General features: G+C 57.9%; 17 protein-coding genes and 1 tRNA gene. 9 read left to right on the forward strand and 9 right to left on the reverse strand.

From position 1 onward, the window contains the following. Positions 1-32: 32 nt before the first annotated feature. The 5 genes from AC2FIC_RS09565 to AC2FIC_RS09585 all read left to right on the forward strand — a co-directional run bounded on the left by AC2FIC_RS09565 (position 33) and on the right by AC2FIC_RS09585 (position 3,832). Positions 33-1,097: an SPOR domain-containing protein gene (locus AC2FIC_RS09565; RefSeq protein WP_496691107.1), complete on the forward strand. Its 1,065-nt coding sequence runs from the start codon at positions 33-35 to the stop codon at positions 1,095-1,097. Next, positions 1,094-2,101: a beta-N-acetylhexosaminidase gene (gene nagZ, locus AC2FIC_RS09570; protein ID WP_496691108.1), complete on the forward strand. Its 1,008-nt coding sequence runs from the start codon at positions 1,094-1,096 to the stop codon at positions 2,099-2,101. The genes AC2FIC_RS09565 and nagZ overlap by 4 nt, the downstream gene beginning before the upstream one ends. Continuing rightward, on the forward strand, positions 2,091-2,885 hold the full coding sequence (locus AC2FIC_RS09575; RefSeq protein WP_142633343.1) for a segregation and condensation protein A: 795 nt from the start codon (positions 2,091-2,093) through the stop codon (positions 2,883-2,885). Before nagZ ends, AC2FIC_RS09575 begins: the two co-directional genes overlap by 11 nt. Then, positions 2,878-3,525, forward strand: a complete 648-nt coding sequence (scpB, locus tag AC2FIC_RS09580) for an SMC-Scp complex subunit ScpB (protein WP_281994496.1) — start codon at positions 2,878-2,880, stop codon at positions 3,523-3,525. The genes AC2FIC_RS09575 and scpB overlap by 8 nt, the downstream gene beginning before the upstream one ends. 64 nt (positions 3,526-3,589) lie before the next feature. Then, on the forward strand, positions 3,590-3,832 hold the full coding sequence (locus tag AC2FIC_RS09585; RefSeq protein WP_281971963.1) for a hypothetical protein: 243 nt from the start codon (positions 3,590-3,592) through the stop codon (positions 3,830-3,832). On the opposite strand, the gene AC2FIC_RS09590 is transcribed toward AC2FIC_RS09585, so the two are convergent. The 8 genes from AC2FIC_RS09590 to AC2FIC_RS09625 all read right to left on the reverse strand — a co-directional run bounded on the left by AC2FIC_RS09590 (position 3,833) and on the right by AC2FIC_RS09625 (position 9,182). Beyond that, a complete protein-coding gene (locus AC2FIC_RS09590; protein WP_281971964.1) occupies positions 3,833-4,912 on the reverse strand; it encodes a 2'-deoxycytidine 5'-triphosphate deaminase in 1,080 nt (359 codons plus the stop codon). It lies immediately after the preceding gene. Positions 4,913-4,973: 61 nt separating this feature from the next. Next, positions 4,974-5,050, reverse strand: a tRNA-Pro gene (locus tag AC2FIC_RS09595). 61 nt (positions 5,051-5,111) lie between these two features. Then, positions 5,112-5,711: a MerR family transcriptional regulator gene (locus AC2FIC_RS09600; RefSeq protein WP_281971965.1), complete on the reverse strand. Its 600-nt coding sequence runs from the start codon at positions 5,709-5,711 to the stop codon at positions 5,112-5,114. 18 nt (positions 5,712-5,729) lie between these two features. Further along, positions 5,730-6,032 carry an integration host factor subunit alpha gene (gene ihfA / locus AC2FIC_RS09605; protein ID WP_037316145.1) on the reverse strand — a complete coding sequence of 101 codons (303 nt, stop codon included), beginning with the start codon at positions 6,030-6,032 and terminating at the stop codon, positions 5,730-5,732. 96 nt (positions 6,033-6,128) lie between these two features. Next, a complete protein-coding gene (locus AC2FIC_RS09610) occupies positions 6,129-7,100 on the reverse strand; it encodes a beta-ketoacyl-ACP synthase III (protein WP_271947477.1) in 972 nt (323 codons plus the stop codon). Positions 7,101-7,121: 21 nt separating this feature from the next. Beyond that, positions 7,122-8,210 carry a phosphate acyltransferase PlsX gene (gene plsX, locus AC2FIC_RS09615; RefSeq protein WP_142633356.1) on the reverse strand — a complete coding sequence of 363 codons (1,089 nt, stop codon included), beginning with the start codon at positions 8,208-8,210 and terminating at the stop codon, positions 7,122-7,124. A 22-nt stretch (positions 8,211-8,232) separates the two neighbouring features. Next, positions 8,233-8,439: a 50S ribosomal protein L32 gene (gene rpmF / locus AC2FIC_RS09620; protein ID WP_037316137.1), complete on the reverse strand. Its 207-nt coding sequence runs from the start codon at positions 8,437-8,439 to the stop codon at positions 8,233-8,235. A gap of 206 nt (positions 8,440-8,645) precedes the next feature. Continuing rightward, a complete protein-coding gene (locus tag AC2FIC_RS09625; protein WP_496691109.1) occupies positions 8,646-9,182 on the reverse strand; it encodes a YceD family protein in 537 nt (178 codons plus the stop codon). A gap of 85 nt (positions 9,183-9,267) precedes the next feature. Between AC2FIC_RS09625 and AC2FIC_RS09630 the strand changes: the two genes are divergently transcribed. From AC2FIC_RS09630 to AC2FIC_RS09640, 3 genes are all read left to right on the forward strand, one after another. Continuing rightward, positions 9,268-9,744 carry an outer membrane protein assembly factor BamE gene (locus AC2FIC_RS09630; RefSeq protein WP_142633360.1) on the forward strand — a complete coding sequence of 159 codons (477 nt, stop codon included), beginning with the start codon at positions 9,268-9,270 and terminating at the stop codon, positions 9,742-9,744. 98 nt (positions 9,745-9,842) lie between these two features. Next, a complete protein-coding gene (locus tag AC2FIC_RS09635) occupies positions 9,843-10,577 on the forward strand; it encodes a GNAT family N-acetyltransferase (RefSeq protein ID WP_281994502.1) in 735 nt (244 codons plus the stop codon). 41 nt (positions 10,578-10,618) lie between these two features. Continuing rightward, positions 10,619-12,427: an ABC-F family ATP-binding cassette domain-containing protein gene (locus AC2FIC_RS09640; protein WP_496691110.1), complete on the forward strand. Its 1,809-nt coding sequence runs from the start codon at positions 10,619-10,621 to the stop codon at positions 12,425-12,427. 81 nt (positions 12,428-12,508) lie between these two features. On the opposite strand, the gene AC2FIC_RS09645 is transcribed toward AC2FIC_RS09640, so the two are convergent. Next, positions 12,509-13,264, reverse strand: a complete 756-nt coding sequence (locus AC2FIC_RS09645; RefSeq protein WP_496691111.1) for a 3-hydroxyacyl-CoA dehydrogenase — start codon at positions 13,262-13,264, stop codon at positions 12,509-12,511. A gap of 197 nt (positions 13,265-13,461) precedes the next feature. Here AC2FIC_RS09645 and AC2FIC_RS09650 point away from each other — a divergent pair, with 197 nt between their 5' ends. Further along, positions 13,462-14,217, forward strand: coding sequence for a hypothetical protein (locus AC2FIC_RS09650; RefSeq protein WP_496691112.1), 756 nt, complete (start codon positions 13,462-13,464; stop codon positions 14,215-14,217). Positions 14,218-14,295: the final 78 nt, after the last annotated feature.

The raw sequence follows: 14,295 nt of genomic DNA on the forward strand, positions 1-14,295 counted from the left end.
ATTTTCGGCGCTAAACGGGCGGTGAGGCGGACATGGCAAGTTACGATTACCCGGGGCAAATGCGCCCCGAGCAGATGCATTATACGAATCAAGCTCATCCTCAGGATGGGTATGACCTCCCTAATGACTTGCACGGATATGACGAAACGCCCCATCCCGCAGGTTTGGGTCGTATTGTTAGTGCTCTGGGTGCCGTTGCATCATTGGCGCTGGTCGCTGGCATCGGTGTTTGGGGTTACAATTTGGTAATGCGCGATGTGAGTGGCGTGCCGGTTGTTCGGGCCTTAGATGGACCAATGCGTATTCAGCCGGATAGCCCGGGTGGCACCCCTGCGGATCATCAGGGTTTGGCCGTGAACACGGTTGCGGCAGTGGGCACAGCAGCGCCGCCTGCTGATCGGCTGATCCTTGCACCGCGCCCGGTTTCCCTGACAGATGAAGATACTCCGGTGGCACCGTTGCAACCGACACCTGCCGTACATGTGGTCGATGAAAACGTCTCTGACCGGACGGCCACACAGATGCGCCAGGGCGCGGTTGATACACTGGTTGCTGAACTGGCGGGAGAGGCGGAAAATTCCGATCAGGTTGGCGAGCAAAGTTTTCAGTTGGCCTCTTTGACCATCCCCGAGGAAGAGCCTGCTATTGATCCGGCTGATCTGGCTGCATCGCAACCGGACCCAGAACTGGCGGCTTTGCCTGGTGTGCGCCGGTCGCTGCGCCCGGTCCTGCGCCCCGCTGGCGGTGTGCGCAGCGCAATTACGTCAAACAGCACTACCGAAGACGCGATCAACGCGGCGGTCAAAGCTGCGGTCGGCTTGGATGTGGATCCTGAAACTCTGACCAAGGGCACCCGTATGGCCCAGCTTGGCGCCTATGAAAATTCGGACGTCGCGCGCTCGGAATGGGATCGCATGAATGGACGATTCGGGGATTATATGATTGGAAAACAGCGTGTTATACAGAAAACCTCAAGCGGTGGGCGAACCTTCTATCGTCTTCGGGTTCTGGGGTTTGACGATCTGAGCGACTCGCGCCAATTCTGTGCCGCTTTGCAGGCCGAAGGCGCTGATTGCATTCCGGTTGCCGCGCGGTGAATTTCGGCGCAGTCATTACGGACGCTGAAGGTCTGCGCCTGACGTCTGACGAGAAAAAACTGTTCCGAGAGATGAACCCATTCGGGTTCATTCTTTTTGCCCGCAATATCGAGTCTGCGGATCAAGTGCGCGCCCTATGCGACGATTTCCGCGAGGCTGTGGGGTGTAACTGCCCGATCACTGTTGATCAAGAGGGTGGACGCGTGCAACGACTGCGCACACCGCTGGCCCGAGAATGGATGCCGCCGTTGGATCACGTGGCCCAGAGCGGAGAGCAGGCCGAACGTGCTATGTATCTGCGCTATCGCCTGATTGCGAATGAACTGTTCGAGCTTGGGATCGACAGCAACTGCGCGCCCATGGTGGATCTGGCCCGGAACGAGACGCATCCGTTCCTTAAAAACCGCTGCTATGGATCTGATCCCAAAATGGTTTCTCGGATCGGTCGTGCGGTTGCCGAGGGGCATTTGGATGGCGGTGTATTGCCGGTGCTCAAACACATGCCGGGTCATGGTTTGTCCACGCTGGACAGCCATCATGACCTGCCCCATGTCGATCTGGCGCAAGAGGACTTGACCGAGGCCGATTTCGGCCCGTTTCGGGAGTTGAACGATCTGCCCATGGGGATGACGGCGCATCTGGTCTATGACCGGATTGACCCTCAACCTGCTACGATTTCTCGGACCATGATCAGCCTGATCCGCAAAACGATCGGGTTTGGCGGGCTGATCATGACGGATGATATCTCGATGAAGGCCCTGAGCGGAAATCCAGAAGAGATTGCCAATCAGGCGCTAACTGCAGGGTGCGATGTGGTTTTGTACTGCAATGGCTCTTTTGATGCCCGTGCTAAGGTGCTGAGCACCGCCGGAAAGATGTCCGAACAGGCACAGAAACGCGCTGAACGGGCGTTGGCGATGCGCAAAGCCCCGCAGGAACTTGACATCCAAGCCGCCGAAGCCGAACTTTCTCGCCTAATGGGCGGGCAGGTGTATGTCGGATAATCTTTTTAGCGAAGACCCCGTCTCGGTCGCGGATCGCCTTGCGGCAGAGGCATTGATCGTAGACGTCGACGGGTTCGAAGGCCCGCTCGATGTGCTGCTGATGCTGTCCCGCACACAAAAGGTTGATCTGCGCAAAATATCGGTTCTGGCGCTGGCGCAGCAATACTTGTCCTTTGTTGAAAAGGCACGGGCGCTGCGGATCGAACTGGCCGCCGACTATCTGGTGATGGCGGCATGGCTGGCCTTTCTGAAATCGCGCTTGCTGCTGCCTCCGGATCCGAATGACGAAGGCCCCTCGGGCGAAGAACTGGCGGCGCATCTGGCGTTTCAGCTAGAGCGGCTTCAGGCCATGCGCGATGCTGCCGCCCGATTGATGGGGCGCGATCAGCTAGGGCGCGATTTCTTCAAACGCGGGCAGGGCGAGGATGTCACGCGCATCCGCACCGTGACCTATTCCGCCACGCTGCTGGACCTGATGCAGGGCTATGCCCGCATTCGCACCCGTGATGAATTCCGCCCCTTTGTCATGGACCGTGACGCCGTATTCACGATGGAACAGGCGCTGGAACGTATGCGCCCGCTGATCGGCTTTGCCGGGGCCTGGACGGATATGGAGACCTATCTGCCCGAGGGCTGGGATGCCGACCCGGTGCGCAGGCGGTCCGCGACGGCGGCTACTTTTGCGGCCTCACTTGAGTTGGTGAAAGAAGGGCATATGGAAATACAGCAGAGCGAAACTTTTGCTCCAATACAACTACGCAAGAGGACCCAATCCCGTGACTGACGCGCCTCAGGAAGAAGGTACCGGCACCCTGTTCGAAGCTCCGCCTATGGCCGAGCAAGAACGCATGGTCGAGGCCGTGTTATTCGCCAGCGCCGAGCCGGTGACGATTGCCGATCTAGAAGTGCGGATGCCCCATGGCAGCGACGCGTCACAGGCGGTGGAAATGCTTAAGAAACGCTATGAAGGGCGTGGTGTTCGTGTGGTTCAGGTTGGTGAATCCTGGGCCATTCGTACTGCCCCAGACTTGGGTTTTCTGATGCAAAAAGAAACGGTTGAAACCCGCAAGCTCAGCCGGGCCGCGATCGAAACGCTGGCGATCGTGGCATATCACCAACCCTGTACACGTGCCGAGATCGAAGAAATTCGCGGCGTATCGGTCTCGCGCGGGACCATCGACCAACTGTTGGAGATGGAGTGGATCAGACTGGGTCGTCGTCGCATGACGCCGGGCCGTCCGGTGACTTTCGTGGTGACTCCGCAGTTTCTGGATCACTTTGGGCTGGAGAACGCCCGGGATTTGCCGGGGTTGAAAGAATTGCGCGCTGCCGGTTTGCTGGAGAACAGACCGCCTCCGGGAACGATCCCACTGGGAGAGGGGCAGGAAGACGAAGATCAAACCGAACTGTTCGAGGAAGAGTGATCACGTGGCCCTTTTGTTGCCGCACAAATCGACTATTTAGAAGCCTGGAAATCGGAGTTGAGCAATGAATGCCAATCGTATCATTGACATGATCGTGCGACAGGTCATGCGGCGGCTTGTCACCAAAGGGGTGGACAAGGGGTTCGACATGGCCAGCCGCGTGGGCCAGAAGTCGGGGCAAGGGCAGCCGCCGCACGAGAGCTCAGGTGCCTCTGATCAGTTGCAGGCGGACGGAAACCGCCAACGTCAGAACATGCGTCAAGTCCAACGCGTGGCCAATCAGATGCGCCGGTTCATCCGGTTCTGATCAGGTTACAGCCTTGAAATGCTTGGACAGTTTCAGCCCCTGTCCCTGGTAATTCGAGGCGATGCCCGCCCCGTAAAGCTGCGTGGGCATCTCTGACATCCGCTCATACACCAACCGTCCCACGACTTGTCCGTGTTCCAGCACAAATGGGGCCTCGTGACAGCGGACTTCCAACACGCCGCGTGATCCTTCGCCACCTGCGGCCGCATGGCCAAAGCCGGGGTCGAAGAATCCGGCATAATGCACCCGGAATTCCCCGACCATCGCCAGATAGGGGGCCATTTCAGCCGCATACATCGGCGGGATATGCACTGCCTCGCGGCTGACCAGAATGTAGAACGCACCTGGGTCGAGGATGATGCGCCCATCAGTGGTACGCACTTCTTCCCAATATTCTTGCGGGTCGTATTCGCCGATCCGGTCCAGATCAATGACACCGGTATGAGGTTTGGCGCGGTAGCCGACCAAATCAGTGTCGGGCAGCCGCAGGTCCACCGAGAACCCAAGCCCGTCCTGAATGACAGCGGGGCCATCGACCAGCGGGGATTCGGCGTGCAGGGCGCTTAGATCGGTATCGCTCAGCACGGCCTGTCCCTCCCGGAACCTGATCTGGTTCAGCCGCATTCCCGGACGCACCAGAACCGAGAATGAGCGGGGGCAGATCTCGGCATACAAGGGGCCGGTGTAGCCTGCAGGCACCCGGTCAAACTCGGTCCCGCCATCGGTGATCGTGCGCGTCAGAAGGTCCAGCCGCCCGGTCGAGCTTTTTGCATTGGCGGCCGCGCTCAGCCCCTGGGGCAGGGCCAGCGATTCCATCAACGGCACTAGATAGACACAGCCCTTTTCCAGCACAGCACCTTCAGAGATATCGATGCGGTGCATCTCAAACTCCGACAAACGTTCGGCTACGGTGCGACCTTCGCCTGCCAGAAACGAGGCACGTACCCGGTAAGCAACTGTACCTAAACGCAAATCAAGGCTGGCGGGTTGAATCTGGGCGGGGATGACCTCTGGGCTTGCGGTAATCTCACCGCGAGCGATCATCGCCTCTATCTGCTGGTTCGGGCATACGCCGGTCATTCCGATCCCCCCTGATGCCAGAGCGGGATCTGGCCTGTGTGCCATAAACGTCGGTGTGATTTGGTCGGGCTAGCAGGACTCGAACCTGCGACCTTCCGTCCCCCAGACGGACGCGCTACCAGGCTGCGCCATAGCCCGACGTTGAGGTGTTCATAAAGACTTTCCCGGCGGGGGCAAGAGGAAATCATCGCCTTTTTTCTTATCCCGCCGATCGGTTTTCTATTCGGTTCAACACGCTGCGCAGCTCTTGCGCGATGGGCGCTATTTGGCTGAGCAACTGGTCATCGAATGAGTTTCGAGTCCAGGCCAATGTCGCGATTCCGCCCAGCAATGGCGAGGCGTCGGGATAAGACGGCTGGGTTTGCGTCTGAGGTTCCGCATTTGGCGAATTGGGAGCAGGTTGCAGTTCGGGTTTTTGAGCGTCGCCAAGATCCAGATGTATCTGCTCTTGCGGAGGGGCTGGCTTGGCCGTGAATGGCACAACGACATTTGCATCGGGTGCGGGTTCTAGATTCGCCATTTCATCCAAGCCCTGGGACACTGAAGAAACATGCGCCACGCCCTGTTCACGCAAGATGCGCTGTACGCCTTTGATGGTGATCCCATCCTCATGCAAAAGCTTCTTGATGCCGCCCAGCAGGCGCATGTCGTTGGGGCGATAATATCTGCGCCCGCCCGCCCGTTTTACCGGTTTCACCTGATTGAAGCGGCTTTCCCAGAATCGCAGAACATGCGGCTGCACACCCAACCAGTCCGCAACTTCACTGATGGTGCGAAAGGCGTCTGGGGACTTGCTCATATTCGTGCCGTCCTGATCTTATTTGCGGTTCCCTGCGGCGACGCGATCTTTCATCAGATGCGACGGGCGGAAGGTGAGAACACGGCGAGGCTGAATTGGAACCTCTTCGCCTGTCTTGGGATTGCGGCCGATACGAGCTGTCTTGTCCCGAACACTGAACGTTCCAAAAGACGAGATCTTCACCTGTTCACCGCGCACCAATGCGTCGGACATATGGTTCAGAACGCTCTCGACCAGTTGCGCGCTTTCATTGCGTGAAAGGCCAACTTCACGAAATACGGCCTCGCTCAGATCCATTCGGGTCAGTGTTTTGTCGCTCATGCCAATTCCCCTGTTGCTATCAGAGCATAGGGTCAGGGCAAATTCGCTGTCAATATCAATGAATTGCGGGCGAGTGTGTAAGCTGAATTGCGCTTGTTACCACCGCAAGAGGACTGAGCCCCAGGCCAATCCACCTCCGATTGCCTCTGTGACCAGCAGATCACCCTGTTTGAACTGCCCACGCTGTTTCGCAACAGACATTGCCAGGGGAATCGATGCAGCCGAGGTATTTCCGTGGTCTTGCAGGGTAACGACAACGTGTTCCATAGGAACGCCCAATTTCTTGGCTGTGCCCTGGATGATTCTAATGTTTGCCTGATGCGGTACGATCCAATCCACATCTTTGTGACTTAGCCCAGCCTTCTCTAGGCAGGTTTCTGCGGTAGAGGTCAGACGTTCAACTGCCTGCCGAAACAGCTGGTTTCCTTTCATCCGCAGATAGCCTGTGGACTGGGTCGAGACGCCTCCATCCACATAGAGCAGGTCCTTATAGCGCCCGTCCGAGTTCAGGTCGGTTGCCAGTATGCCCCGATCGTCCGAGGTTCCCGCGCCCTCATGCTGTTCAAGGATTATCGCTCCGGCGCCGTCGCCGAACAAAACGCAGGTCGACCGGTCGGTCCAGTCCATGATACGAGAGAACGTCTCGGCGCCGATGACCAGTACGCGTTTGGCCTGGCCTGATACGATCAGCGCATTGGCATTGGTCATGGCATAGACAAATCCGGCGCAAACCGCCTGTACGTCAAAGGCGAAGCCTTTGGTCATGCCAAGCTGCGATTGAACCATTGTTGCGGCAGAGGGAAACGTCAGGTCAGCGGTCGATGTTGCAAGAATAATCGCATCAATATCATCTGCCTCCAGACCCGCATCGGCCAGTGCGGCACTGGCAGCCTTTGTAGCCATAATCGAAGTGGTTTCGTCTTCCGCTGCAAAATGCCGGCGTTCGATCCCGGAACGGGTCCGTATCCACTCATCAGACGTATCGAGCGTTTCTTCGAACTCGGAATTCGGGACGATGCGCTCTGGCAAATAGTGCCCGACACCAACTATAATTGAACGGCCTGCCATGCTGGGGTACTGCCTTTTTTGTTATTCACCGGCCTTCGACGGCGTGTCTGCGGCATCTTGTGCAAGCTCGGCTGTCGATGCAACCCGTGCTGCCAATTTTTCGGCGAAGCCGGACTCGGCCAGGGTAAAGGCCAGCTTTACAGCGGCTGACACGCCGGTCGAGTCTGCACCACCATGTGATTTGACGACGGTTCCGTTCAGGCCAAGGAAAACCCCACCGTTCACGCGCCGAGGATCAATTCGTTTCTTCAACCGCTGCAAAGATGTGATTGCAAGGATCGAGGCTAGTCGTGAGAGCGGAGAATATTTGAACGCCTCGCGCAGAAGATCTCCGATCAGGCTGGCTGTGCCTTCTCCGGTCTTGATGGCGACGTTGCCTGTAAACCCGTCTGTTATAATGACATCGGCTTTGTCTCCCGGGATGTCGCTGCCTTCGACAAAACCCACAAAGTCAAAGCTGGCCTGATCCGCAAAATCCGAGATCATGCCATGCGCTTCTTTTAGCTCGGCGCGCCCTTTATGTTCCTCGGTGCCCACATTCAAAAGGCCGATCCGGGGACGTTCCAACGCCATGCCGTTTCGGGCATAAGAGGCACCCATCAAAGCATATTGCAGCAGGTCCTTGGCGTCCGCGCGCACATCGGCGCCTACGTCCAGCATCACATTGAAACCCTGCGGATTGCGCGAGGGCCACAAAATCGCGATTGCCGGGCGGTTTACCCCCGGCAGCTTACGTAGACGCATCATCGACAGGGCCATCAATGCGCCGGTATTGCCACAGGAGACCGCGCCGTGGGCTTCACCCTGACGTACCGACTCCAGTGTGGACCACATCGAAGTTTGCTTGCCGTGTCGGACGACCTGGCTGGGCTTGTCCTCCATCGTGACCACATCGGGACAATCACGAAAAACGACGCGCCCGTTCAGGACACGCCGTTTTGCGACAAGTTTGCGCAACATGGCCTCAGGCCCGTGCAAGATGAACGCGATATCGGGGTTCTTATCCGCCGATTTGGCGATCCCCGCCACAACAGCAGCGGGCCCCGAATCTCCGCCCATTGCGTCAACCGAGATGGTAATCCGTCCGGCGTGCGTGGGCTGTTCTGTCATGCTTGGCCTGCGCTTTTAGGGCTTAGGCCGCGTCTTCGTCCAGGTCGATTTCGTCGGCCTGAGCGACGACTTCGCGGTCATCATAGTGGCCGCAGGACGCGCAGACGTGGTGCGGGCGCTTCAGCTCACCACAGTTGGCGCATTCGTTCGGGTTTGCAGCAACCAGAGCGTCGTGCGCGCGGCGGTTGTTGCGACGCGACTTGGAAACTTTGTTCTGTTGGACAGCCATGGTCTCAACCTTTGTCTACTAAGGGCCGGCAGATTCGCTGCGGGCCAGGTTTCATTCTTCGTTTTTCTCGTGGTTTGACGCGCGTTTAGGGGACGGGCCCCGCGATGTCCAACCCAAATTCCGATGAGCGCGCGAAAATACTGCGATTCTCAGCATGTTCAAGCGATTTTTCTGAGCGCCTGCTATGACAGGATTTCAGGCCCGTGTCACTCGTCTTTTTTCAGTGCATCGCGCAGCCCGGCCAAGCCCGCAAAGGGTTTGACATCTTCATCCGTTATTGCCTGTTTGCCGGGTTCGGTAAAGCCCGCCTGTTCCAATTCCGCACCTTCTTTCCGGGGATACTGGGGCAGGGCAAGCGCCAGCGCTTCGGACATGACCTCGGTCAGAGCGATTTCGGTCCCTAGCGGTTCAGATTCGTCACCCTCCGGGATTTCGAACTCCTCCTCGTCAGGGTTTGTCCAATCTGACAGAAACATCCGGGTCACCGGAATGTCGATCCGCGTGGTAACCGGTGTCAGCGTCACGACACAGGGTTGAATCACGGTTGCCCCCAGTTTTCCTGAAAGCGCCCAATCACGCTTTCCATGCGCACTCACCTCGCCGACAAAACTCAGCTTACGCAGCCCAAGCAGGCTCAACTCGTTCTTTAAGAGATCCAACTCCTGCGCGTCAGGGCGAATTTCAAAGGGCGTCGGTGCGTTCTGAGGCAGGTCGGCGACCCGTAAAGATGTCTGGTTGCTCATACGTGGCCCTTTCGTGTGTTGAACCGGGGTGGCGGTTTGATGTAATCGGATAGGGGCCGCACGGTCCCAAGGCAAGAGGGTGTGAATGTTGAAAGTTATGAGCAGGTTGAAACCAGCGTCCAGAACGCTCGTATTTGCGGCCTGTCTGACCGCTGCTGGTGCGTGTGCTCCGGTCTTCAAGAAACACGGATATGTCCCCACAGCCGAGGACCTGGCCGAAATTCAGGTGGGTGTCGATACACGTGAAAGCGTACTCGAATCCGTTGGCGCGCCCAGTACTTCAGGCGTTGTTCGCGATTCCGGCTTTTATTATGTGACATCACGCGTTCGTCATTATGGTCCGAAACGACCGAAAATCGTCTCGCGCGAGCTTGTGGCGATCAGCTTCGATGACCGGGGTGTTGTGCGCAATATTGAACGCTTTGGCCTTGAGGATGGAAACGTTGTGACGCTGGATCGTCGTATTACCGAATCCTCAGTTCAGAACCGTGGGTTCTTGCGGCAGCTGCTTGGCAATATCGGCAACTTCAACCCGGCAAACATTCCTGGCGCGACCAACTAATTCATAGTCACGTCTTGTCAACTTCACAGGGCGGTCACAAATCCTGTGTTATTGACCCTGCAAGACGAAACAGGTCAGCAACCCAGGAGGATGCGACCATGGCACTATTGCTCGGCAAGGGCCGGTACCGTGCGCGTCAGGCGCAAACACCGCAGGATGTTGCGGCGGCACAGTGTCTTCGAACACTGGCTTTCGGGACTGATCAGCCTGATCAGGATGAGTTCGACAGCCGTTGTACGCATATTCTGGTCGAGGATATGCGTGCCAACGGTAAACTCGTGTGCTGCTTTCGCATGTTGATGATGGAGCGCGGGGCCGAGATTGGCCAAAGCTATTCCGCCCAGTTCTATGACCTCTCGGCACTTGAAGGGTTTAAGGGGCGTATGGTCGAGATGGGGCGCTTTTGCGTGCATCCTGGTCGAAACGACCCAGACATTCTGCGTGTAGCCTGGGGGGCGATGACTGCATTTGTCGATCAGAATAATGTTGAGATGCTGTTTGGCTGCTCATCGTTTGCGGGTACAGAAACGGCGGAATATCTTGATGCTTTTGCGATGTTGAAACATCGCCATCTGGCCCCGAAACGCTGGTTGCCACGGGTCAAGGCCCCAGATGTTTTCCGGTTCGCCGCGAGATTGCGTCGGCGCCCGGATGCCAAAAAAGCCATGATGCGCATGCCCCCTTTGCTGCGTACTTACCTGATGATGGGCGGCTGGGTCAGTGACCACGCAGTCGTTGACCGTCACATGAACACTTTGCATGTCTTTACCGGCCTCGAAATCTGCGCGATTCCGCCCGCACGTAAACGTTTGCTGCGGGCCGTTGCCGGGTAATCGCCGTTGACGGCTCGACGCTGCGGGGGTAGCTGGCGGGCATGGCAAGAATTCCTTTATTGCAGATGTCCGGCATTTCCCTGACTTTCGGGGGCGATCCGGTTTTTTCAAACCTTGATCTGGTGGTTCAACCAGGCGACCGCGTCGCTCTGGTTGGGCGGAACGGATCCGGCAAGTCAACCTTGATGAAAGTGATGGCCGGTTTGGTAGAACCGGACAAGGGCGAGATTGTAATTCCCCCGGGTAAGTCAGTCGGTTACATGGAGCAAGACCCCGGAATGGAAGGGTTTGCTACGCTCGGCGACTATGCCTCCAGCGGGTTAGAGCCGGGTGAGCTTTACAAAGTCGAACGCGCAGGCGAAGGGCTGAAATTCGACCCAGCGCGCGCTGTTGAGACGGCCTCGGGCGGTGAACGCCGCCGTGCCGCGCTGGCCAAGCTGATGGGCGAAGCCCCTGATTTGATGCTGCTGGACGAGCCGACCAACCATCTTGACATCGAAGCCATCGCCTGGCTCGAGCGTGAGCTGGGATCGACACGGACGGCCTATGTGCTGATCTCACACGACCGTGCCTTTCTGCGCGCTTTGACCCGCGCGACGCTGTGGATCGATCGTGGGGCGGTCCGACGGCAGGAGCAGGGGTTTACGGCATTCGAGGCTTGGCGCGACAAGATCTGGGAGGAAGAGGACCAGCAACGTCATAAGCTTAACCGTCTGATCAAGTCCGAGGCGCGATGGGCCGTCGAGGGCATCAGCGCACGTCGCAAGCGCAACCAGGGTCGGGTCCGCGCCTTGCAGGACCTTCGATCTGAAAAAGCCGCACAGATAAAACGTCAGGGTTCGGCCGCGATGACCCTTGAGGCTGGACCAAAATCAGGGCGAAAAGTGTTTGAAGCCAAAGGCCTATCCAAGTCTTTTGGTGATCATCAGATCGTTCGCAACTTTGACCTGTTGGTACAGCGGGGCGACCGCGTGGCCTTTGTTGGCCCAAACGGCGTCGGCAAGACAACATTGCTGAAAATGCTGTTGGGACAAGAGAACCCGGATGAGGGTTCGGTCACGCTGGGCACCAATCTTGAGATTGCAGTATTCGACCAGGCCCGCGCACAGCTGGACCCCGAAATGAGCCTTTGGGACAGCCTGACCGGCGACCCCGAGATGCGTGTTTCCGGCAAGGCGGATCAGGTGATGGTGGGTGGCCAACCCAAGCATGTGGTCGGCTACCTCAAGGAGTTTCTTTTTGACGAGGGGCAGGCCAGAGCAGCCGTTAAATCACTGTCCGGTGGGGAAAAGGCCCGTTTGCTGCTGGCAAAGCTGATGGCCAAACAGTCGAACCTGCTGGTATTGGACGAACCGACCAACGATCTGGATGTGGAAACACTGGATCTGTTGCAGGAACTGCTGGACGATTATGACGGTACCGTTTTGCTGGTCAGCCACGACCGCGATTTCTTGGACCGTGTGGCCGCAACGACCATCGCGATGGAGGGTAACGGCCGTGCAACCGTCTATGCCGGGGGGTGGTCGGACTATCTCGCTCAGCGCGGCGAGGTGTCTGATAAGAAAGAAGTAAAAACAAAAGCTTCCAAGTCAAAGGTAAAGCAAGAGGCGCAGCCGAAACTGGGGCTATCATTTTCAGAGAAACACCGTCTTGAGAAATTGCCTGCCGAGATTGAGCGGCTTGAGACGGAAATCGGAAAGCTTGAAGAGCTGATGTCCGATCCCGAGCTTTTCAGCCGTGAACCTGTTAAATTTCAGAAGGCGACCGAGGCTTTGGTCGAGCGGCAGGAAAAGCTGGCCGCAGCCGAGGAAGAGTGGCTGATCCTCGAGGAAAAGGCCGAGGGCGCCTAGATCAGCTTTCGCGCTGTGGACGGCTATCCGACCACATTTCCTTTGAGCGAGCCGTTTTCATCGGTAGGTGATCAGTCACGCTCAGCGCATTCGCAGCGCGCCGTCGATACGGATGACCTCGCCGTTCAGATAACCCATTTCGACGATGAACCCGGCCAGTCGTCCGTATTCGCGGGGGGCGCCAAGGCGCACAGGGTTGGGAACGTCAGAGGCCAGTTGTTGCTGCACCTCTTCGGGCAGACCGGCCAGCATCGGAGTCATAAAGATTCCGGGTGCGATGGTCATCACGCGGATTCCGGACGAGGCCAGATCCCGTGCCATGGGCAGGGTCATACCTACCACACCACCTTTCGAAGCCGCATAGGCAGCCTGACCCTTTTGCCCATCAAAGGCCGCGATTGAGGCTGTATTGATGATGACACCGCGCGCGCCATCCGGTTCTGGGTCGTTCTTTGCCATTTCCGCGGCTGCAAGGCGTGAAACGTTGAATGTACCCACAAGGTTGATGTCGATCGTGCGCTGAAATGCATCAAGCGGGTGCGGGCCATCCCTGCCTACGGTTTTCATGCCAACCGCGATCCCGGCGCAATTCACTGCCGCGTTGATCGCTCCCATCTTCTCGCGGGCATGGGCGATGGCTGCGGCCACGGATGTTTCATCGGTCACATCCGTCTGGGCGAAATGCCCGCCAATTTCTGTTGCGACCTGGCTGCCTCGGTCCGCATCCCGGTCCAGAATGGTTACCTGTGCATTGTTTTCTGCAAAAAAGCGGGCCGTTGCCTCACCCAGCCCCGAGGCGCCTCCGGTGACAATGGCTGTGGTGGTCGACAGGTGCATCTGGATCTCCTTCCAAAAGATATGAACATACGTTCATTTAATATCAGCCAAGGGACAGTGTCCATAGGGGGGCGTCGGGCAGGCGGCCTTTCCTCAAGGCTTTCTCAGGTCAGCTTCAGGCGTTCTTAATGTTGAAATCTCAAATCGACACTGAACGCAATTGAGCGTCTGGGTGGCGCATTTGAGGAGGACAAACTATGCGAATTGGAACCAAATCAGGGCTTTCCGCTTTGGTTGCCGCTCCGTTTCTGGGGATTATGGCGGCTGGAAGTGCGGCCGCTGCACCAGAGGTCTGCAACTGGAAAACGGCGCGGGATGCTGCAAACAGCGGCGATTATGCGACCATGTGTGAGTGCACGCAGGTAACCCCCAGCTTTCTGGAGCGCTTGCAGAAACGAGCGGATTTCGAAACCACATTGCGAAACACATCCGCGCAATGCCCGGGGTTGGCCGCCTTGTTGACCGACTTTCCGACAGCATCAATCGTAAGCGCGGCAAATGCGGGCGAAGACCGCAGTTCGGACCCAAGCAGTCCGGTCACGCCGGTTGGCGGCGGTGGAACAGGGTCCGGCGGGTCGGGCGGTAACGGTCCCGGCAACGGCGGCGGCGATGATCCGGGTGGCGATAACCCGGGCGATGATCCGGGTAACGGTGGTGGGGATGATCCCGGTGACGACAACCCAGGTGATGATCCCGGCAATGGTGGTGGCGATGGCCCCGGCAAACCCGGAAATGGCAATGGTCCCGGCAAAGGGGGTAATGGTCCGGGTAAAGGCTGTAACGGCCCCGGAAATGGCAATGGAAACGCTGGGAACCCCGGCAATGGCGGGGGCAATAATGGCGGCTCTGGCCCCGGCACCGGAAACGGTGGAGGTAACAACGGCCACGGCGGAGGCCACGGCAATGGCGGCGGCGGCCATGGAAACGGCGGAGGCAAAGGGGGCAAGCGATAAGCCTACAAGTGACGGATATGCTCATGCCGAAACCGAAACGGCCACCCAATTAGGTGGCCGTTTTTCTTTGAGAGGTCT

It is taken from the genome of Ruegeria sp. CDSC079 (assembly GCF_059610505.1).